The organism is Bradyrhizobium sp. 1200_D9_N1_1, from assembly GCF_052075915.1.
In the GTDB taxonomy this organism is placed as follows: Bacteria; Pseudomonadota; Alphaproteobacteria; order Rhizobiales; family Xanthobacteraceae; genus Bradyrhizobium; species Bradyrhizobium diazoefficiens.
The window spans coordinates 442,272-462,883 of sequence record NZ_CP197226.1 but is presented as its reverse complement, the minus strand read 5'-3'; the positions used below and the strand labels follow the sequence as shown (position 1 = coordinate 462,883).

Sequence of the window (20,612 nt, the reverse complement as noted above, 5' to 3'; positions counted from 1 at the left end):
CACGGGCGATGTCAGCCCCTGCTGCGGACGACCGTCAGCCGGTCGGAGACGCTGCTCGTGGTGAGACCCGTATCATCCTGGGTCCGCAAATGGTCCACCAGCAGCTTCGTCACCGGCGGCAACGATTTGTAGTCGCGCACGCCCATGACCAGCTCGCGTCGCGCCCAGGACTCATCGAGCGGAACGGTGACGAGACTGTCGACACCGTAGCGGCCGCGAACGATCTCGAGCGGCACGACCCCGACCCCCATCCTGGCATCGATGACGCGGAACAGCGCATCGAAGCTGCTGACGCGGATGCGCACCTTGAGGTGCTGCCCGAGAGCGGCCGCCGCCCTGACACACAGCGTCTCGATCGAGCTGCCCTTCTCCAGGCTGACGAAGTCGAAATCGACCAGCTCGCGGAAGCGAACGCTGCTGCGACCGGCCAGCGGATGGTCGCGCGTGACCAGCGCGACCAGGCTGTCGCTGCGATAGGACAGCAGCTCCAGATCCTGTGCGTCGATGTTGCCGCCGAAAATGCCGATGTCGGCCCGGTTCTCCATCACCGCGCGCACGATCGCAGGGCTTAGATCCTCCTCGATGTCGATATGCACCAGCGGATGCCGCTCCAGGAACAGGCTGAGCTCGTCGGCGAGAGCTTCGAGGATCGCGGACTTGTTGGCGCAGACCCGGATCAGCCCGCGCTTGCCCTGCCGGTATCCGGTCAATTCGGTCTCGAGCCGGCTCAGGTTTCCAAGGACGATGCGGGCATGCTCGAGCAAGGCAAAGCCGGCCGGCGTCGGCTCGATCCCCTTCGAATGGCGATGCAGCAGCTCGACCTGGAAACGGTCCTCGATATCCGAGATGCGCCGGCTGACCGCGGACGCGGCGATGTTCTTCTTCTCCGCCGCCTTCGCGATGCTCTGCTCCTCAACGATCGCCACGAAGAGCTGCAGCGTCAGCAGATCGATTTTGGCCGTCATCCGTCGGGTCCTCGGGGCGGGCTGTCATGACGGACATTGTGGAGAAGCTTGCCGCCCCGCCGCAAGTGCGGTGTCGGATTGCGGTCCCCTGGAGGCGACGCCAGAAGCTGCTGCGATCTTGAGGATTCAGTGCTTGAGGCGAGGCTTTGAGGCCGATTGATATGGCGGAGAGGGAGGGATTCGAACCCCCGATAGGCTTGCACCTATGCCGCATTTCGAGTGCGGTGCATTCAACCACTCTGCCACCTCTCCTGAAGGCGCCAAGTAAGGAGCAGGGCCCCTGTGGTTGGGGGCGTTAATAGGCGAGGATGGCGGGCCAGACAAGGCGCGAAAGGGGAAAATCCGCTGCCTCTTTCAACCCCATCCCAGCCTTCGGGAGGAACCGCGATGGAGCATCTGACGATCAAGGCCAATGGCGCCAATTTCCACCTGGTTCGCGCTGGAAAGGGCAAACCGCTGCTTTTGCTGCATGGTTGGCCGGAATTCTGGCTGACCTGGGAGCCGGTGATGGTCCGGCTGGCCGATCGCTTCATGCTGATCGCGCCCGACCTGCGCGGCTTTGGCGACAGCGACAAGCCTGACGGGCCTTACGGGCCGGACGGCCATGCCGCCGACATGCTTGCGCTGATGGAGGGGCTCGGCATCGAGCGATTCGCCGTGGTCGGCCACGATGTCGGCGGCGCCGTGATGCAGCCCCTGGCGCGGCAGGCACCGGGCCGGCTCGCCGGTCTCTTCTTCTTCGATTTCGTCTATCCCGGCATCGGACCGCGCATGGCGGCGCCCGACCGGCTCAACCACATCTGGTACCAGTCCTTCCACCAGATGGAGATGGCCGTGCGGCTCGTCGGCGCGAGCCGCGAGAGCTGCCGGCTCTATATCAGTCACTTCCTGAAGGGCTGGGCGCATCGAAAAGACGCCTTCGACGACGTCCTCGACGCCTTCGTCGACAATTTCTCTAGGGTGGGCAACCTTGCCGGCGGCTTTGCGCATTATCGCGCCTCGCATGCCGGGCGCGTCGCGATGATGAAGGGCGAAGCTCCACAGCTTCCGCCGATCGACGTGCCGACCTGCGTCCGCTGGGCCGAGCACGATCCGCTGTTTCCCTATGCGTGGACCGACCGGCTCGGCGAGACGTTCAGCGCGCTCGATCTCGCGATGTTTCCCGGCGCCGGCCACTTCCCGCATCGGGAAAATCCCGACCACGCGGCCGCGGAGATCGCGGCGTTCTTTCAGCGCGTCGGCTGGAGTTGAGTCCGGATAAGGGTGGGACCGCCAGACGCGGTAAACACTGGCGGTCCCGTGCCGCTCATTGCAATACTGACCGGGAAGGGCGGCTTCGCCGGCCAGGTGAGGCGACAGATTCGACCGTAGCGGGTGCCCCATGCACTGCAACGCAATCCGTCCCTTAACCTAACCAGTCAAGGTTACTCCTTGTCAGACTTGGCCTTTTTCTTCCCATTCTCGGTAGAATCACGGTCTTTCCCATTGTCCTTGCGGCGGTTGGTGAAGCGCGCATTGCCGAGCCCCGTGCCGATGGTGAGCACGCCCCAGCGCTCGACATCCTGCATGAACGGAACCTCCGAGAGGCCCTGAACCACGCCGTCATTGTGCATCAGGATCGCGGTGTCGTGCTCGCCGATCTCGGGGATGCCCTCGATCAGGCTCGCCGGCAGGTTGAACTTGCTGCTCTCCCAATTGCCCGGCAGGTTCTGCGCGCCCTTCTCGATCGAGCCGTCGGCGTCGATCACGCCGGGACAGGCGATGCCGATGAAGGGCGCGAGCTTGAAGCCTTCGGTCTCGGCCTCGGCGATCAGCCCCTTCAGCATCTTGGTGAGCCGCTTCACCGCGCCTTCGCGCGTCGGCTCGTCGTCGGCATGACGCCATAGCTCGGATTTCACGACCTTGGCCTTCGACAGGTCTTTTGCCTTTTTCCAGCTCGTTTCCACCAGGCCACAGCGGATATTCGTACCGCCGATATCGACGGCGAGGATGCTGTCATGAGCCTCGAAGATCCATGACGGCGCCAGATGCAGCGCACCTATCAGGCCGGCTTCATCAGGATGATGGCGGATCGGCTGCATGTCGATCTTGAAGTCCTCGGATTTCAGGATGATCTCGGTGCGCGCGATCGCAAGCTCGCCGAGCCTGGAATCACGAAATCCGCCGCCGACCATGATGCGCTCGGTCTTGGCCCAGGCCTTGGTCTTGAGGAAGCGGCGCGTGACATAGGCTAGCTGCTGGGCGAAATCCTCGATCGCGCTGTGGACCAGCGCCGAGGCCTCGGTGTCGTCGCCGATCAGGATCGCATCCAGCGTCTTCTTGCTGATCTGGTCCGAGGGCTCCTTGCCGAACGGGTCCTCGCCGGTCTTGCGCAGCGGCTTGCGCCAGCGGTCGAGGATCTCGCGGAACGCGCCCTTGCTGGCGCGGTCGCCGAGAAAACCGTCCTCGTCCTTGATCTCGATGTTGAAACTGTCGACGTCCACCGACGGCAGGCGGCTCGCGCCGTGCTGCGCAATGCCCGTCGTCGCGACCAGTTCGTCCGTTGCCATGGGACCCTTGCCCGCTTGCGAAATCTGGGGGACAACGGCGCGGGAACCCGTTGGTTGCAACGCCGGGGAAGAATCGGCGGACGGGCGGGCTCCCGCCCAAATCCTTCAAATCCGGGCCTTTTTCAGCGGTTTTCCTTGACTTGCGGCGTCCGGCGGCTATAAGTCCCACACCCGGCGCGGGGCGTTTCTCGCGCCGCTTGTTTTTGCGTGGGTTTTCAAAGGGATAGCTCCCGCCCGCACAAAACTCGCATAAACCCATAGCGACTGACAAAAAGCCGGCCCCGACAGACTGTCGCGAGGCCGGGATTGAACACGAAGGAAAACAACGATGTTCGCAGTCATCAAAACCGGCGGCCGGCAGTACCGCGTCGCTCCGGATGATGTCCTGGAAGTAGGCAAGATCGAAGGCGAAGTCGGCTCGATCGTGCAGCTGAATGAAGTTCTGGTGGTCGGCGGCGACACGCCGATCCTGGGTCTGCCCACGGTGGCCGGCGCGTCCGTTGCGGTCGAGGTGCTCGACCACAAGCGCGGCCCCAAGGTCATCGCGTTCAAGAAGCGCCGCCGCAAGAATTCGCGCCGCAAGCGCGGCTACCGCGACGAGATCACGGTGCTGCGCGTCAGCGAGATCCTGACGGACAACGCCAAGCCCACCAAGGGGCCGCGTCCGAAGAAGGAGAAGGTCGCCAAGGAAGCGACCAAGGAAGACGCCGCCGCATAAATTGATCACGCCAATTCACGAATTGATGCGTGAGAAATTATGAAATGATTCCGTCAAGGAATTGATCTAGAACTACTCAGGATTTCGGAGACGAGCCATGGCTCACAAAAAAGCAGGCGGTTCATCGCGCAACGGTCGCGATTCAAAGGGCAAGCGCCTCGGCATCAAGGCGTTCGGCGGGGAAGTTGTGATTCCCGGCAACATCATTGCGCGTCAGCGCGGCACCACCTGGCATCCCGGCCTTAATGTCGGCATGGGCACGGACCACACTTTGTTCGCCAAGATCGAGGGTCGCGTCACGTTCCAAGCCAAAGCCAACGGCCGCACATTCGTATCGGTACTCCCGATCGCAGAGGCGGCTGAATAGACGGTGGATCAAATTTGGAGTCCGCCGGGTCCTGACCAAACCGGCGGAGTCCACAAATAGGCTCCAGGGGAGGCGGGAAACCGGCCTCCCCTTTCGTTTTGTCTTAGTGACTTCGACGGAGCCGGACATGTTGCAGGATTTTTCGAGCACCACCTTGCGGGAGGCGAGACCGAGCGTCGTCGCCACCGAACGGCTGACCTTGCGGCGGCCGACCCTCGCCGACGTCAGGACCATCGCCCGGCTCGCCAATGATCGCCGCGTCGCCGAGAACACGCGCCGCCTGCCGCATCCCTATTCGCAGGACGACGCCATCGAATTCATCCGTGCCACCGCCGAGATCGGCAGCGAGACCGTGTTCCTGATCGAGCACGACAGCGGGCCGGTCGGCATGGTCGGGATCGACTGCTCGAAGCCCGACAATGCCGAGCTCGGCTACTGGCTCGGCGTCGAGCATTGGGGCCAGGGCTTCGCCACCGAGGCCGCACGCGGCGCGATCGACTTCTTCTTCGAGGAGTTCGAGGACGACCACCTCCATGCCGGTGCGCGCGTCACCAACCCCGCCTCGCGCAAGGTGCTGGAGAAGTGCGGCTTCCAGTGGAGCGGCGTCCAGCTGCACCGCTTCCTGGCGCTGGGCTCGTCCACGCCCGTCGATTGCTTCCGCCTGTCGCGCGGGGTGTGGGCGTCGCTGAAGAGCTGGAGCAGCGCAAGACGGGTGAGGTAGGGCGCAGGCCGCGCCACAATCGACACTGTCGTCCCGGGGCGCGACGAAGTCGCGAGCCCGGGACCCATAATCCCAGGGAGAAGTGCGAGGCGAAGCGCCCACTCCGAGCCGTCGTCAAACCACTCCCTGTGGGTATGGGTCCCGGGCTCGCGCTGTGCGCGCCCCGGGAGGACAGTGTGCGCGTGGCTACGCCGGCGGATTTACCTCGTTGCTTGGGCGCCCCAGATCGCGCTCACGCAAGTAGATATAGGACCCGGCGCCGATGATGATCGCGGCGCCGACGATCGTTGCTATCGACGGCACGTCGCCGAACACGACGAAGCCGAAGATCACGGCCCAGACGATCATCGAATATTGATAGGGCACGACGACGCTGGCCGGCGCGAGCTTGAGGGACCGGTTGACGCAGAACAGCGCCGTCACCGAGATGCATCCGGCCAGGGCGAAGATGACGAGGCTGCCTGATGTCGGCGGCACCCAGTGGAATGCCGACAACACCGCGCCCAGCAAAAACGTGCCGACGAATTGCGAGGACGCCATCACGATGTCGGGGGTCTTGCGCAGGCTGCGGGTGATCAGCATCAGGGTTGCAAAGGACAGGCTGCCGCCCAGCGCGATCAGCGCCGGCAGGCTGACGGTCTGCGCCGACGGCCGCAGCGCGATCACGACGCCGCAGAAACCGATCAAAATCGCCGTCCAGCGCCGCCAACCCACCTTCTCGCTCAGGAAGATCGCCGACATCGCGGTGACGAAGATGGGGCCGGCGAGGTAGTACGTGATGACGTCGGCGAGCGGCAGATAGACCGTCGCAAGGAAGAAGGCCGCCACTTCCAGCGTCGAGAGCACGACGCGGAACAGCTGCAAGCGCGGCCGCTCCAGATGCAGGAACTGGCGACGCTGCCGCCAGATCAGCGGCGACAGCAGCAACAGCGCCGCGCAGGCGCGCAGGAACAGCAACTGCCCCACCGAATAGGTCCCGACCAGGAACTTGCCCATGGCGTCGCCGAACGAGAACATGAAGATCGACAGCACCATCAGCGCGATGCCGGCGAGGCGCGCGGAGCGGTCGTCATAGGCGGAGAGGTTCTTGAAGAAGGGCATTGAAACGAGTCGGAGTGTGAGAGGTCGTCATTGCGAGCGAAGCGAAGCAATCCAGACTGTCTCCACCGCGGCAGTCTGGATTGCTTCGTCGCTTCGCTCCTCGCAATGACGGGCGGAGAGAGCACGGAAAACCCGCGATTAGCGTCGCTTGCGGTCGTTTTAATGACGTGAGCGACTGGGACAAGCCCGCCACCGCCGAATTGAACGGATTGTCGCACTCTTCGCGTCGCGGTAGCGATAGGCGCCTCATCGACAAAGAGAGCTTTGACATGACCGACTTCGATCCGGCCCGGCACCGCATGATCCCCACGCAACGCTGGTTTGAGGATTTCGTCGTCGGCGAACGCTTCGTGCTGCCGAGCCGGACCCAGACCTCGGCGGTGTTCGCGGCGTTCCAGACCGCGAGCGGCGACACCCACCCCGTGCACTACGACGTGGAATATTGCCGCAGCCGCGGCATGCCGCATCTGCTCGCCCACGGCTTCCAGACCTTGATCCACACCGCGCCCGGCGCCGGCCTGTTTCCGTTCATGGTCGAGGACTCCCTGGTCGGCTTCCTCGAGCAATCGAGCCGGTTCCTCAAACCCGTGTTCGCCGACGACACCATCTATCCCGCGCTCGAGGTCACCGAACTCGCGCCGGGACGCTCGACCGGCGTGGTGACGCTCAAAAGCACCGTGTTCAACCAGCGCAAGGAGCTGGTGCTGGAGGGCATTCAGAAATTCCTGATCCGGCGACGGCCCCTCTGATGTCGTCTTGGAAGTCGTCCGGGGGTTAAGCAAGGGGCGAAATTCGCGGAATTTCGGCCGGTTTGCGGGTAAGTCCGGGTTGCCGCGGGGGACCGGCTGGCCTACCTATGGCCCATGAAATTCCTCGACGAAGCAAAGGTCTATATCCGCTCCGGTGACGGTGGGAACGGCTGCGTGGCGTTCCGCCGCGAGAAGTTCATCGAATTCGGCGGCCCCTCCGGCGGCAATGGCGGCCGCGGCGGCAACGTCATCATCGAGGTCGCGGACGGGCTCAACACGCTGATCGACTACCGCTACCAGCAGCATTTCAAGGCCCAGAAGGGCGAGAATGGCGCAGGCTCGGACCGTCACGGCGCCAACGGCAAGAACATCGTGCTGAAGGTGCCGATGGGCACGCAGATCTTCGATGAAGACCGCGAGACGCTGATCCACGACTTCACCAATGTCGGCGAGAAATTCGTGCTCGCCGAGGGCGGCAATGGCGGCTTCGGCAACGCGCATTTCAAATCCTCGACCAACCGCGCGCCGCGCAACGCCAATCCCGGCCAGCCCGGCGAGGAGCGCTGGATCTGGCTGCGGCTGAAACTGATCGCGGATGCGGGCCTCGTCGGCCTGCCCAATGCCGGCAAGTCGACCTTCCTCTCCAAGGTCAGCGCGGCCAAGCCGAAGATCGCCGACTATCCCTTCACCACGCTGCATCCGCAGCTCGGCGTCGTGAATGCAGACGGCCGCGAATTCGTGCTGGCCGACATTCCCGGTCTGATCGAGGGCGCGCATGAAGGCGCGGGCCTCGGCGACCGCTTCCTCGGCCATGTCGAGCGCTGCCGCGTGCTGCTGCATCTCGTCGATGCGACCTGCGAGCACGCCGGCAAGGCCTACAAGACGGTGCGCACAGAGCTCGATGCCTATGGCGGGCTGCTCACCGACAAGATCGAGATCGTCGCGCTGAACAAGATCGACGCGGTCGAGCCGGACGAGCTCAAGAAGCAGAAGGACCGGCTGAAGCGCGCCGCCAAGAAGACGCCGCTGCTGCTCTCCGCCGCGACCGGAGAGGGCGTGAAGGAAGCGTTGCGCGCGCTTGTCGCAGTGATCGGCGAGGCCCCGGTGTCCGCCAAGGCGAAGAGCGCCGCCGAAGCCGAGCCCTGGTCGGCTTAAACTATCTCCCCTGGGTCGTCCCGGCGAAGGCCGGGACCCATAACCACCGAATGCGATTTGGCGAAGATTGGTCATTGCCATCTCGCGCCATAACATCTTCTGAGGAGTATGGGTCCCGGCCTTCGCCGGGACGACATTGGAGTGTAGGTTGCGGGCACCCGCATCACTGGCAGGTTGTCACCGGCGCTCTAATATCGCAGCATTAAACAAGCAAGAAACGGCAGGGATGACGCATGGCGCGCGCGAAGAACGTTCTCTGGATCATGTGCGACCAGCTTCGCTATGACTATCTCGGCTGCACCGGCCATCCCACGCTGAAGACGCCCAACATCGACGCCATGGCGAAGCGCGGCGTGCTCTTCAGCAAGGCCTACGTGCAGTCGCCGATCTGCGGGCCCTCGCGGATGTCGTTCTACACCGGCCGCTACATGCGCTCGCACGGCTCGCACTGGAACGGCTGGCCGCTGCGCGTCGGCGAGCCCACGCTCGGCGATCACCTCAAGAAGATCGGCGTGCGCAATGTGCTGGTCGGCAAGACCCACATGGCGCCCGACCTCGAAGGCATGAAGGCGCTCGGCATCCCGCCGGAGTCGATGATCGGCGTGCATGTCGCCGAATGCGGTTTCGAGCCTTATGAGCGCGACGACGGCCTGCACCCGACGGGACGGCCGCGCCCGAAATACGATGAATATCTGCGCAAGCAGGGATTCGAAGCCACCAATCCCTGGGAGCATTGGGCGAATTCAGGTGCGGCGGAAGATGGCAGTTTGCAGAACGGCTGGCTGCTGGTGCACGCCGACAAGGCCGCGCGGGTGCCGGAGGAGCATTCCGAGACGCCCTACATGACGCGGCGCGCGATGGACTTCATCAGTGAGGCCGAGACCGACGGCAAGCCGTGGTGCCTGCATCTGTCCTACATCAAGCCGCACTGGCCCTACATCGCGCCCGAACCCTACGCCAGCATGTATTCGACCGATGACATGATCCCGGTGATCCGCTCCGAGCGCGAGCGCCAGAATCCGCATCCGGTGTTCGGCGCCTATATGGACATGCGCTACTCCCGCAACATGGCGCGCGACGACGCTCGCGAGAAGGTGATCCCGACCTATATGGGCCTGATCACGCAGATCGACGACCAGATGGGCGCGCTGATGAAATTCCTGGAAGAGCGCGGCCTGCTGGACACCACCATGATCGTGTTCACCTCCGATCATGGCGACTATCTCGGCGATCACTGGATGGGCGAGAAGGATCTGTTCCACGAGCAGTCGGCAAAGATTCCGCTGATCATCATCGATCCCTCCCGGGAAGCCGACGCCACGCGCGGCACGCGCAGCGACGCGCTGGTGGAGGGCATCGATCTTGCGCCGACCTTCGTCGATTATTTCGGCGGCAAGGTGCCGGGCCACATCCTCGAAGGACGCTCGCTGCTGCCGCTGCTGCGCGGGCCCACACCGCCGGACTGGCGCAAGGTCGCGTTCTCCGAATACGACTACGCTATGCAGGACGTGCGACTGAAACTGAATCAGCCGATCGAGCGCTGCCGCCTGTTCATGGTGTTCGACGGCCGCTGGAAATACATCCACGCCTCGGGCTTCCGTCCGATGCTGTACGATCTCGAGACCGATCCGGAAGAGTTTTTGGATCGCGGCGATGATCCTGATTGCGCCGGCATCATCGCGCGGTTGCAGGCCGAGCTGTTCGACTGGGCGCTGCATCCCAACGACCACATCACCACGCCGCGCGAGAAGATCGCGGCTTATGCCGACAACCAGCTCCAGGTGAAGGGCGGCGTTTTGATCGGCATCTGGGACGAGGCCGAGCTTGCGGCGATCAAGGACGGCATCGCGCAGCGCGCGAAGCTTTGAGTCTGTCTTCGCCTCTCCCCGCTTGCGGGGAGAGGGAGAAGAATTCAATTCTCGATCTTGTATCCCGTCGCCTTCACGATCGGCTGCCAGAACGCCGTGTTGGCGGCGAGCTCCTTCGTCAGCTCATCCGGGCTGCTGCCGACCGGGATCAGGCCGATCGCAGTGAGCTTCTCCTTCACCTCGGCCTTGGCAAGCGCAGCGCTCGCGGCGGCGCCGAGCTTGCTGGCGAATTCCGGCGGGCTGCCGACGGGAAGCCACATGCCGTACCAGGCATCCGCAACGAGAGCGATGCCGCTCTCCTTCAGCGTCGGCACCTCCGGCGCGAAGGGCGACCGTTCCGCGCTCGAGACCGCGATGATCTTCACGCCCTTGGCGCGGTGCTGCGGCAGCGCATCGGCCAATGTCACGATGCCGAACGACAGATGGCCGCCGATGAGATCGTTGAGGATCGGCGCGCTGCCGCGATAGGGCACGCGGGTCAGGGGAATGCCGAGATCCTTCTCGAGCTTGGAGCCCATGAAATGTGGAATGGTGCCGTTGCTCGGCACCCCGAACGACGTCTTGTCCGGATGCGCCTTCAGCCAGGCCACGAATGACTTGAAATCGGCAGCATCGATAGCCGGGCCGATCACGACGGCGAATTCGAACCGCGCCAGCAGCGACACCGGCATGAAATCCTTGGCCGTGTCGAAGCTCGGCGTCGTCTCCACCATCGGCAGCAGGTACATGGTGGGGCCCGTCGTCACCAGCACCATGCTGCCATCGGGGCTCGCACCCTTCACCGCCTTGATGCCGATCAGGCCGTCGCCGCCGGTGCGGTTCTCGACCACGATGGTCCTTTGCAGCACCGGCGCCATCTCCTGCGCGATCAGCCGGCACAGCGTGTCGCCGCCGGCGCCCGCCGCGAACGGAAAGATGATTTTTGAAAGCCCGGCCTGCGCTTGCGCCCCGCCCGCCTGTGCCAGCAGCGGCAACCCAAGACCTCCTCCAAGACATCCGGCCATGAATTTGCGGCGATCCATACGTTTCCCTTCCAGCCCGTTATTGGTTGCCGGCATTAGAACCGCCCCCGCGCTCAAGACAAGGCCGAAGACCAAGCCACGTTGCACCGTTTACCGGGCCTGCCGCCTTGCGCCGGCCATCGTCCTGCTGCAAAAGCAGGCCTTATCGGAGCCGCTTGTTTGCTCCGCCGTTCCCGAACCCGAGCAATTCGTCACACGCGCCAACACATACACACATGGCCAGCCCCGAACTCAGTCAATTCCGCCGCATCGTCGTCAAGGTCGGCTCCGCACTGCTGGTCGATTCCGACAAGGGCGAGGTGCGGACGTCCTGGCTCGCCGCGCTTGCCGACGACATGGCCAAGCTGCACAAGGAGGGACGCGACGTCCTCGTCGTCTCCTCGGGCTCGATCGCGCTCGGCCGCAGCCGGCTCAAGCTGCCGCGCGGCCCGCTGAAGCTGGAGGAGAGCCAGGCCGCCGCTGCCGTCGGCCAGATCGCGCTGGCGCGGATCTGGTCCGAGGTGCTCGGCGCGCACGGCATCGACGCCGGGCAGATTCTCGTGACGCTCCAGGATACCGAGGAGCGCCGCCGCTATCTCAATGCGCGCTCCACCATCGGCAAGCTCCTGGAGTGGCGCGCCATCCCCGTGATCAACGAGAACGACACGGTCGCCACCACCGAGATCCGCTACGGGGACAACGACCGCCTCGCCGCGCGCGTCGCGACCATGGCGAGCGCCGATCTCCTGGTGCTGCTCTCCGATATCGACGGGCTCTACGATGCCCCCCCGAAGAACAACCCGAACGCAAAGCTCATTCCCGTCGTCGACAGCATCTCCTCGGAGATCGAGGCTGTCGCAGGCGACGCCGAGTCCGAGCTCTCGCGCGGCGGCATGCGCACGAAGGTCGAGGCGGCCAAGATCGCCACGACCGGCGGCACGCATATGCTGATCGCCTCCGGCAAGATCGAGCATCCGCTGCAGGCAATCGCCAATGGCGGCCGCTGCACCTGGTTCCTGACACCGGCCAATCCCATCACCTCGCGCAAGCGCTGGATCGCGGGCACGCTGGAGCCGAAGGGCACGCTGACGATCGACGCCGGCGCGGTGACGGCGCTGCGGGCCGGCGCCAGCCTGCTGCCGGCCGGCGTGATCAAGGTCGAGGGCCAGTTCGCCCGCGGCGATGCCGTGATCGTGCGCGGCCCCGATACGAGCGAGATCGGCCGCGGCCTGATCGCCTATGACGCCGACGACGCCGAACGCATCAAGGGCCGCTCCTCCCCTGATGTGATGACCATCCTCGGCATCAGCGGCCGCGCGGAGATGATCCACCGTGACGATCTGGTGGTGGGCGGGTAAACCCGTTGCTCCGTCATTCCGGGATGGTTCGAAGGACCAGACCCGGAATCTCGAGATTCCGGGTTCGATGCTCCGCATCGCCCCGGAATGACGCCCAAGGAAAACATGGACAAGCCCGCCACAACGTCGGGGCTGGGCCAATGACCCAGCCGTCGCGCGGCCGGGGAGACCTGCCATACCCTCCCCGCCCTTCGCAAAAGCGGGATTTCCGTGCTAGGACACTGCCTTAGCAGAAGGTTGAAACCCCAATGGCCGCCCCCCTCAAAGCCGTCGACGGCAATGCCGATCGGACTGGCGATCTCCAGGCGCTGATGTCCGATCTCGCCGCCCGTGCCCGCGCTGCCGCGCGCGTGCTGGCGCTGGCGCCGCCGGAGCAGAAGAACCGGGCGCTCGAGGCCATGGAGCGGGCGATCCGCAGCAATGCGGCGGCGATCCTCGCGGCCAATGCCGAGGACGTCGCGGAGGCGCGCGCCTCCAGCAACATGACCGCGTCCTTCATCGACCGCCTGACGCTGACACCGGCGCGTGTGGAGAGCATGGCCGAGGGTATCGGCATCGTGCGCGGCATCGCCGATCCGGTCGGAATCGTCACCGAGAGCTGGCAGCGGCCGAACGGCATGACCATCGAGCGCGTGCGCGTGCCGCTCGGTGTCGTCGGCGTGATCTTCGAAAGCCGGCCGAACGTCGCAGCGGATGCCGGCGTGCTGTGCCTGAAGTCCGGCAATGCCGTGATCCTGCGCGGCGGCTCCGACAGTTTCCGCTCCTGCCGCGCCATCCATGAATGTCTGGTGCAGGGTCTGCGCGAAGCGGGCCTCCCCGAGGCTGCGATCACGCTGGTGCCGACGCGCGACCGCGCGGCGGTCGGCATGATGCTGTCGGGGTTGAACGGCGCGATCGACGTCATCGTGCCGCGCGGCGGCAAGAGCCTCGTCGCGCGCGTCGAGCAGGAAGCGCGCGTGCCGGTGTTCGCGCATCTCGAAGGCGTCAACCACGTCTATGTCGATGCCAGCGCCGACCTCGCCATGGCGAAGTCGATCGTGCTCAACGCCAAGATGCGGCGCACCGGCGTCTGCGGCGCAGCCGAGACGCTGTTGGTCGATCGCGCGGCTGCTGCGACGAGCCTGAAGCCGCTGGTCGAGATGCTGATCGAGGCCGGCTGCGAAGTGCGCGGCGACGACGTCGTGCAGAAGACAGACGCGCGCGTAAAGCCTGCGAACGACGACGATTGGGACACCGAATATCTCGACGCGATCATCGCGGCGAAGGTGGTGGACGGCGTCGACGGCGCGATCGCGCATATCCAGAACCACGGCTCGCATCACACCGATGCGATCGTGAGCGAGAACGAGGCCGCTGCGAAGAAATTCCTGAGCGAGGTCGATTCCGCGATCGTGCTGCACAACGCCTCGACGCAGTTTGCCGATGGCGGCGAGTTCGGCTTCGGTGCCGAGATCGGCATCGCCACCGGCCGCTTTCACGCCCGGGGACCTGTCGGCGCCGAGCAGTTGACGAGCTTCAAATATCGCGTTCACGGCACCGGGCAGACGCGGCCGTAGATAACGTCGCGAGGCGCGGGCAATTGAGCAACAATTTCGTCGTGCCGCGTTTCGTGGCGCAAGCGATCCCGCCCTCGACCCCGGGCATGCGCGTCGGCCTGCTCGGCGGCTCCTTCAATCCGCCGCATCAGGCCCATCGCGCGATCAGTCAGTTCGCGCTCAAGCGATTGCAACTCGATCGCGTCTGGTGGCTGGTCACGCCCGGCAACCCGCTGAAGGAGAACGGCACGCTGCATGAACTCGGCGCGCGCATGCAGGCCGCGCGCGACGTCGCCAACGATCCCAGGATCGAGGTGAGCTGTCTCGAATCCGTCATTCGCACGCGCTACACTATCGACACGATCAACACCTTGCGCCGCCGTCTCCGCGGCCTGCGCTTTGTCTGGATCATGGGCGCCGACAACCTCGCTCAATTCCACCGTTGGCAGGACTGGCGGCGCATCGCCGGCCAGGTGCCGATCGCGGTCATCGATCGCCCGCCGCAGAGTTTTCGTGCCCTCGCCTCTCCTGCCGCCAAGGCACTATCGCGCTACCGCCTCCCCGAGAATGAGGCGGCGTTGCTGGCGGATCGGCCGGCGCCGGCCTGGGTCTTCCTCACCGGACTGAAGCTGAACCTGTCCTCGACGGGCCTGCGGAACCCGGACGGGAGCTGGAAAGGTACGAAGTGAGACAGACTGTGCGGATCGGGGCTCTCTGGCATATTGAAACCCTTAACCCCACATGATGTAGTGTAACCCGCGAGGATCGGATTCGGCTCTCGCGATACAGTGAAAGGAATGGTCCCTGGCCACATCTGTATTGTCCAAGTCTGTTTTACCCAAGGTTGCTAAGCCTACGCGTAAAACATCGACCAAAGCTGCGGCCTTGAAGGCGCAACCCGACGCCGACAAGACGCTGAGCCTGATCCTCTCCCGCCTCGAGGACATGAAGGCGGAAGAGACGGTCACAATCGACCTTCGCGGCAAATCGGCGTACTCCGACTACATGATCGTCACCACGGGCCGGGCCAACCGGCACGTCGGCGCGATCGCGGAAAACGTCACGAAGAGCCTCAAGGAAACCGGCATCAAGAACATCCACGTCGAGGGCTTGCCCAATTGCGACTGGGTGCTGATCGATTCCGGCGATGTGATCGTGCACGTGTTCAGACCCGAGGTCCGCGAGTTCTACAATCTCGAGAGATTGTACACGCAGGGCCCAGGGGCGGCGAAGGCGATCTAGAGGCTCAAAGAGCCGATTTCGAATCGGCTGACGCGCATGCTAGCGTCGTGCGCGCGCGAGATGCGCGCGGCCTTGAAAACACGGCTCTGAACACATGCGTGTTGCTGTCATTGCGGTGGGCCGGCTGAAGCAGGGCCCCGAACGGGAGCTTGCCGACCGCTATTTCGAGCGGTTCGACGAGGCCGGCCGCAAGCTCGGATTCCGCGAGCTGTCGATCCACGAAATTCCCGAGAGCCGCGCGCGCGACGCCGCGACGCGGATGGCCGAAGAGGCTGCGGCGATCGGTGCGTACATCCCGGACAAGTCGATCCTGGTGGCGCTGGACGAACGCGGCCAGAATCTCGATTCCACCGTATTCGCACGGCACCTCGGGCGCTGGCGCGACGAGGGTGCCGGTCATACTATCTTCGTGATCGGAGGGGCGGACGGACTTTCGCCCGAATTGCGCCGTAAGGCCAAGCTCGCGATCGCGTTCGGCTCTGCGACCTGGCCGCACCAAATGGTCCGCGTCATGCTTCTGGAACAGCTTTATCGGGCCGCCACCATCCTGGCCGGCCACCCCTATCACCGCGCGTGATCCGCGCCACAACGAGCACCTTTGCCTAAAGCGATGCGAGCGCCTGTCCTCAACCTGCTGCTGATCGCGAGCGTCTCAGGCGCAACTGTCTTGGATGCAAGTGTCTTGGGCGCAAGCCTCGCGCAAGCTCAGACGCCGGCGCCGCAGACCGCAGCCGTCTCGCCCGATGCGATCAAGCAGCGCGAGCAGGAGCTGGAGGCCGCGCGCGCCAGGCAGAAGAGCGCGGAGGAGGCTCAGGCCAAGCTCAAGGCCGAGATCAGCTCGCTCGGCCAGGACCGCACCCAGCTCAACCAGCAGCTGATCGACACTGCCGCCAATGTGCGCAGCGTCGAGACCAAGATCGACGAAGCCGAAGCGCGGCTGAAGACGCTCAACGGCCGCGAGCAGGCGATGCGCACCTCGCTTGATTCGCGCCGCGCCGACATCGTCGAGGTACTGGCGGCCTTGCAGCGCGCCGGCCGGCGCACGCCGCCCGCGCTGCTGGTGCGGCCCGAGGACGCGCTGCAATCGCTGCGCACGGCGATGCTGCTCGGCGCCGTCGTGCCGGAACTGCGCGGCCGCGCCGAAAAGATCGCGAGCGAGCTCGGCGAGCTCGTGGCTCTGCGCAAGAACATCGCCACCGAACGCGACCAGCTCGCTTCCGATCGCGACAGGGTCCGCAACGACCAGAGCCGGCTCGCCGCATTGGTCGACGAACGGCAGCGCCAGCAGGCCGCGCGCGAGAAGGACCTCGATGCCGAGAACTCGCGCGCCATCATGCTTTCAAGGCAGGTCGGCGATCTCCAGGGCCTGATCGCCAAGATGGAGCAGGACCTGCAAAGCGCCGCCAAGGCGGCGGAGAAGGCAGCCGAGGCCGCCAGGCAGGCGGAGGCAAAAGCGGCCGCCGGCGCCAAGTCGGGCCCTGGCGCTTTCAAGGACCGGTCCCGGACCAGCCCCGCGATCGCCTTCGCTTCGGCCAAGGGCCTGCTGCCGCTTCCGGTTAACGGTAACAAGATCAGGGACTTTGGCGGTTCCGATGGGGTCGGCGGGGTCCAGAAGGGCATTTCGCTGGCCACCAAGCCGGGCTCCCAGGTCACGACGCCGTGTGATGGCTGGGTGGTCTATGCCGGCCCGTTCCGCAGTTATGGACAACTCTTGATCCTCAACGCCGGGGGCGGGTATCATGTCCTGATCGCCGGGATGGAGCGCATTTCGGTCAACATCGGACAGTTTGTGCTCACGGGGGAGCCGGTCGCGACCATGGGGTCGACCTCTCAAGTCGCCTCCATTCTCGCCACGAACGCGAGTCAACCTGTGCTGTATGTCGAGTTCCGCAAAGACGGCACTCCAATCGATCCAGGCCCATGGTGGGCCGCAAATGAAGGCGAGAAGGTTCGCGGATGATGCGCAAGACTTCAGTTATCCTCCTCAGCGCGGCCACCGGTGCGGCGCTGACGCTGTTCGTGACCCAGCCGCGCGCGGTCTTCATGGGCTCCAGCGCGCGGGCCGCCACCGCAGACACCTATCGCCAGCTCAATCTGTTCGGCGACGTCTTCGAGCGCGTGCGCTCCGACTATGTCGAGAAGCCCGACGACACCAAGCTGATCGAATCCGCCATCAGCGGCATGCTCACCGGCCTCGATCCGCATTCGAGCTACATGGACGCCAAGAGCTTCCGCGACATGCAGGTGCAGACCCGCGGTGAGTTCGGAGGCCTCGGCATCGAGGTCACGATGGAAGACGGCCTGATCAAGGTCGTCTCGCCGATCGACGACACACCGGCGTCGCGCGCCGGCATCATGGCCAACGACATCATCACCAATCTCGACGACGAAGCGGTGCAGGGCCTGACCCTGAACCAGGCGGTCGAGAAGATGCGCGGTCCGGTCAACACCAAGATCAAGCTCAAGATCATCCGCAAGGGCCAGGACAATCCGCTCGACGTCACCTTGGTGCGCGACAACATCCGCGTCCGCTCGGTGCGCGCCCGCATCGAGGCCGACGACATCGCCTATATCCGCATCACCACCTTCAACGAGCAGACCACCGAAGGCCTGAAGCGCGAGGTCGCCAACCTCTCGAATCAGATCGGCGACAAGCTGAAGGGCTACATCATCGACCTCCGCAACAATCCGGGCGGCCTGCTCGAGGAAGCGGTCACCGTCTCCGACTCGTTCCTGGAGAAGGGCGAGATCGTGTCGACCCGCGGCCGCAATGCCGAGGAGACCCAGCGCCGCACCGCGCATGCCGGCGACCTCACCAAGGGCAAGCCGGTCATCGTTCTGGTCAATGGCGGCTCGGCCTCGGCGTCCGAAATCGTCGCCGGCGCGCTGCAGGACCACAAGCGCGCGACCATCGTCGGCACGCGCTCGTTCGGCAAGGGCTCGGTGCAGACCATCATCCCGCTCGGCTCGGGCAACGGCGCGCTGCGCCTGACCACGGCGCGCTACTACACGCCGTCGGGCAAGTCGATCCAGGCCAAGGGCATCGTGCCCGATATCGAAGTGCTCCAGGACGTGCCGGACGAGTTGAAGTCGCGCACCGACACCAAGGGCGAGGCTTCGCTGCGCGGCCATCTGAAGAACGACGGCGACGAGAAGACCGGCTCGCAGTCCTACGTCCCGCCGGACGCCAAGGACGACAAGGCGCTGAAGCTCGCCGACGACCTGCTCCACGGCATCAAGAACAGCGCCTCCGCGGCGCCCACGCCGGGTACCGACAAGGCCGCGACCGACAAGCCCAAAGCGGCGAACTGAGTCGGCGCGACCCGCGCGATCCAACGCAAAGGGCGGCTCCCGGAGCCGCCCTTTTTTGTTTGGAGCTCATGGCATCCCCGGCCTATCCCGGCCTGCCGCCGCTTGACCTCGGCGTGGTATCGTCGGCAGCAGTGATTCGGGATCGCGCATGACTGAAACGGCCGATGATCTGAGCGCCCCGCTCGGACAGGACAAGCTGCGCCGGAAACGCCGGCTGCGGCTGCCGTTCACGGCCATGCAGGCGCTCGCCATGCTGCTCGGCCTGTTCCTCGTCACCTTTGCCGGCTTCGCCATCTTCAACAAGGATCCGCTCGGCGGCGAGCCGATGACCCGGATCGCGATCCGCGAGCCCAAAGCCACGGACGAGAAGCCGGCCGCCTCCGGCCACGGCCAGGACAGCAAGCAAGAGAGCAAGCACGAGACCAGGGAGGCGCCGAAGCAGGCCGCTCCCGGCGAGCAGAAGACCGTCACCATGATCGATGGCTCCACCGGCGCGCGCCACGACGTGGTGATCGGCGCCGGCGAGGCCGACGACAAGGGCGAGGCGGCGTCCGCACCGCCGCCGGTCATGGCCGGAATCGACCCGAAGCTGCTGGAGAAGTCGCGCTACGGCATGATCCCGGTGGTCGCCGACGGATCGAAGCCGTTCAACGTCTACGCGGCCGATGCCGACCGCGCCAAGGCCGCCAAGATGCCGGTCGTCGCGATCGTGATCGGCGGGCTCGGCGTCGGCGCCGCCAAGACCACCGACGCGATCATGAAGCTGCCGGCCGCGGTGACGCTGGCCTTCACGCCCTATGGTTCCGATCCAGGAAAAATCGCCGAGCGGGCCCGCACCCAGCGCCACGAGATCTTCCTCCAGATCCCGATGGAGCCCTACGACTTCCCTGACAACGACCCGGGCCCGCAGACGCTGCTGACCTCGCTCAGCGCCGACCAGAACATGGACCGCCTGTACTGGCACCTGAGCCGGATGCAGGGCTATGCCGGCATCACCAATTTCATGGGCGCCCGCTTCGTGGCGACGGACGCGGCGATGCAGCCGATCATCCGCGAGGCGGCCAAGCGCGGCCTCGGCTTCTTCGACGACGGCTCCTCGCCCCGCAGCATCGCACCCCAGGCCGCAGCGAGCCAGGCGATGCCGTTCGGCAAGGGCGACATCGCGATCGACGTGGTGCCGACCCCGGCCGAGATCGACCGTGCCCTGAACAAGCTCGAATCGGCGGCGCGCGAGCGCGGCACGGCCATCGGCACCGCCTCCGCCCTCCCCGTCTCGATCGAGCGCATCGGCGCCTGGACCAAGACATTGGGCGACCGGGGTATCCTTTTGGTGCCATTGACAACCGCGATGCTGAAATCAAAATCCAGCTAAATCAACGAATTGGTACGGTACGGGTCCCGCGGGGCCGAGATGCCCTGCCGGAAGCACGCGAGAGGTTTGGCGGAATGGCGCGTTACGAGGATCTGCCCTACCGGACTTGCGTCGGAGTGATGCTGATCAACGCGAAGGGACTGGTGTTCATCGGCCGCCGCGCCGGTGGCATCGAACATATCGACGACACCCATGTCTGGCAGATGCCGCAAGGCGGCGTCGATCCCGGCGAGGACACCTGGGCGGCCGCCAAGCGCGAGCTCTATGAGGAGACCAGCGTGCGCTCGGTCGAGCGGCTCGGCGAGGTTCCGGACTGGCTGATCTACGACATCCCGCGCACCGTCGCAGGCCGCGCCTGGAAGGGCCGCTACCGCGGCCAGCGCCAGAAATGGTTCGCGGTGCGCTTCACCGGCAAGGACAGCGAGATCAATGTCGAAAACCCCGGCGGCGGCCACAAGGCCGAGTTCGTCAGCTGGCGCTGGGAGCCGATGAAGAATCTTCCCGGGCTGATCATCCCCTTCAAACGCCCGGTCTATGAGCGCGTGGTGAAGGAGTTTTCCGCGCTGGCGGAGGAATAGTTTGCACCGTCACTCCGGGGC

At 65.1% G+C, this 20,612-nt stretch carries 20 protein-coding genes and 1 tRNA gene; 16 read left to right on the top strand and 5 right to left on the bottom strand.

The genetic code is table 11. The annotated features are described in order from the left end of the window. Positions 1–11: 11 nt before the first annotated feature. Positions 12–965, bottom strand: coding sequence for a LysR family transcriptional regulator (locus AB5K84_RS02230; protein WP_011083249.1), 954 nt, complete (start codon positions 963–965; stop codon positions 12–14). Between the two features lie 162 nt (positions 966–1,127). Next, positions 1,128–1,217: transfer RNA gene (locus tag AB5K84_RS02225), tRNA-Ser, on the bottom strand. Positions 1,218–1,352: 135 nt separating this feature from the next. Here AB5K84_RS02225 and AB5K84_RS02220 point away from each other — a divergent pair. Beyond that, positions 1,353–2,216 (top strand): alpha/beta fold hydrolase, encoded by an 864-nt coding sequence (locus AB5K84_RS02220; RefSeq protein ID WP_060909735.1) that lies wholly within the window; start codon positions 1,353–1,355, stop codon positions 2,214–2,216. A 173-nt stretch (positions 2,217–2,389) separates the two neighbouring features. Here the strand turns inward: AB5K84_RS02220 and AB5K84_RS02215 are convergent, their stop codons facing one another. Beyond that, the gene (locus tag AB5K84_RS02215) at positions 2,390–3,514 is read right to left on the bottom strand and encodes an ROK family protein (protein WP_011083251.1); all 1,125 of its coding nucleotides are present in this window, start codon (positions 3,512–3,514) and stop codon (positions 2,390–2,392) included. A gap of 328 nt (positions 3,515–3,842) precedes the next feature. On the opposite strand from AB5K84_RS02215, the gene rplU reads away from it, so the two are divergent. The 3 genes from rplU (at position 3,843) to AB5K84_RS02200 (ending at position 5,320) form a co-directional block, all read left to right on the top strand. Further along, complete coding sequence (rplU, locus tag AB5K84_RS02210) at positions 3,843–4,232, top strand: 50S ribosomal protein L21 (protein ID WP_011083252.1); 390 nt, start codon at positions 3,843–3,845, stop codon at positions 4,230–4,232. Positions 4,233–4,329: 97 nt separating this feature from the next. Continuing rightward, on the top strand, positions 4,330–4,599 hold the full coding sequence (rpmA, locus tag AB5K84_RS02205) for a 50S ribosomal protein L27 (RefSeq protein ID WP_011083253.1): 270 nt from the start codon (positions 4,330–4,332) through the stop codon (positions 4,597–4,599). 127 nt (positions 4,600–4,726) lie between these two features. Then, on the top strand, positions 4,727–5,320 hold the full coding sequence (locus AB5K84_RS02200; RefSeq protein WP_038965053.1) for a GNAT family N-acetyltransferase: 594 nt from the start codon (positions 4,727–4,729) through the stop codon (positions 5,318–5,320). 186 nt (positions 5,321–5,506) lie between these two features. Here the strand turns inward: AB5K84_RS02200 and AB5K84_RS02195 are convergent, their stop codons facing one another. Beyond that, on the bottom strand, positions 5,507–6,421 hold the full coding sequence (locus AB5K84_RS02195; protein ID WP_011083255.1) for a DMT family transporter: 915 nt from the start codon (positions 6,419–6,421) through the stop codon (positions 5,507–5,509). A gap of 269 nt (positions 6,422–6,690) precedes the next feature. Here AB5K84_RS02195 and AB5K84_RS02190 point away from each other — a divergent pair, with 269 nt between their 5' ends. The 3 genes from AB5K84_RS02190 to AB5K84_RS02180 all read left to right on the top strand — a co-directional run bounded on the left by AB5K84_RS02190 (position 6,691) and on the right by AB5K84_RS02180 (position 10,193). After that, positions 6,691–7,170, top strand: a complete 480-nt coding sequence (locus AB5K84_RS02190; protein WP_038965056.1) for a MaoC family dehydratase — start codon at positions 6,691–6,693, stop codon at positions 7,168–7,170. A gap of 114 nt (positions 7,171–7,284) precedes the next feature. Further along, positions 7,285–8,325 carry a GTPase ObgE gene (gene obgE, locus AB5K84_RS02185; RefSeq protein ID WP_011083257.1) on the top strand — a complete coding sequence of 347 codons (1,041 nt, stop codon included), beginning with the start codon at positions 7,285–7,287 and terminating at the stop codon, positions 8,323–8,325. Between the two features lie 233 nt (positions 8,326–8,558). Continuing rightward, positions 8,559–10,193, top strand: coding sequence for an alkaline phosphatase family protein (locus tag AB5K84_RS02180; RefSeq protein WP_011083258.1), 1,635 nt, complete (start codon positions 8,559–8,561; stop codon positions 10,191–10,193). A gap of 44 nt (positions 10,194–10,237) precedes the next feature. Here the strand turns inward: AB5K84_RS02180 and AB5K84_RS02175 are convergent, their stop codons facing one another. Further along, entirely contained in the window at positions 10,238–11,215 is a 978-nt protein-coding gene (locus AB5K84_RS02175; protein WP_038965054.1) for a Bug family tripartite tricarboxylate transporter substrate binding protein, read from the bottom strand. A gap of 215 nt (positions 11,216–11,430) precedes the next feature. Between AB5K84_RS02175 and proB the strand changes: the two genes are divergently transcribed. The 9 genes from proB to AB5K84_RS02130 all read left to right on the top strand — a co-directional run bounded on the left by proB (position 11,431) and on the right by AB5K84_RS02130 (position 20,591). Further along, on the top strand, positions 11,431–12,552 hold the full coding sequence (gene proB, locus AB5K84_RS02170) for a glutamate 5-kinase (RefSeq protein WP_011083260.1): 1,122 nt from the start codon (positions 11,431–11,433) through the stop codon (positions 12,550–12,552). 248 nt (positions 12,553–12,800) lie between these two features. Next, positions 12,801–14,108: a glutamate-5-semialdehyde dehydrogenase gene (locus AB5K84_RS02165; RefSeq protein ID WP_011083261.1), complete on the top strand. Its 1,308-nt coding sequence runs from the start codon at positions 12,801–12,803 to the stop codon at positions 14,106–14,108. 23 nt (positions 14,109–14,131) lie between these two features. Next, complete coding sequence (locus AB5K84_RS02160) at positions 14,132–14,776, top strand: nicotinate-nucleotide adenylyltransferase (protein ID WP_038965055.1); 645 nt, start codon at positions 14,132–14,134, stop codon at positions 14,774–14,776. Positions 14,777–14,972: 196 nt separating this feature from the next. After that, a complete protein-coding gene (rsfS, locus tag AB5K84_RS02155; protein WP_027523570.1) occupies positions 14,973–15,329 on the top strand; it encodes a ribosome silencing factor in 357 nt (118 codons plus the stop codon). A 94-nt stretch (positions 15,330–15,423) separates the two neighbouring features. After that, complete coding sequence (gene rlmH / locus AB5K84_RS02150) at positions 15,424–15,906, top strand: 23S rRNA (pseudouridine(1915)-N(3))-methyltransferase RlmH (RefSeq protein WP_011083264.1); 483 nt, start codon at positions 15,424–15,426, stop codon at positions 15,904–15,906. A gap of 33 nt (positions 15,907–15,939) precedes the next feature. Next, positions 15,940–17,289 (top strand): murein hydrolase activator EnvC family protein, encoded by a 1,350-nt coding sequence (locus AB5K84_RS02145; protein ID WP_011083265.1) that lies wholly within the window; start codon positions 15,940–15,942, stop codon positions 17,287–17,289. Further along, positions 17,286–18,641 carry a S41 family peptidase gene (locus AB5K84_RS02140; RefSeq protein ID WP_011083266.1) on the top strand — a complete coding sequence of 452 codons (1,356 nt, stop codon included), beginning with the start codon at positions 17,286–17,288 and terminating at the stop codon, positions 18,639–18,641. Before AB5K84_RS02145 ends, AB5K84_RS02140 begins: the two co-directional genes overlap by 4 nt. Before the next feature lie 148 nt (positions 18,642–18,789). Then, the gene (locus tag AB5K84_RS02135) at positions 18,790–20,013 is read left to right on the top strand and encodes a divergent polysaccharide deacetylase family protein (RefSeq protein WP_011083267.1); all 1,224 of its coding nucleotides are present in this window, start codon (positions 18,790–18,792) and stop codon (positions 20,011–20,013) included. A 74-nt stretch (positions 20,014–20,087) separates the two neighbouring features. Next, positions 20,088–20,591, top strand: a complete 504-nt coding sequence (locus tag AB5K84_RS02130; protein ID WP_011083268.1) for an RNA pyrophosphohydrolase — start codon at positions 20,088–20,090, stop codon at positions 20,589–20,591. Positions 20,592–20,612 lie beyond the last annotated feature (21 nt).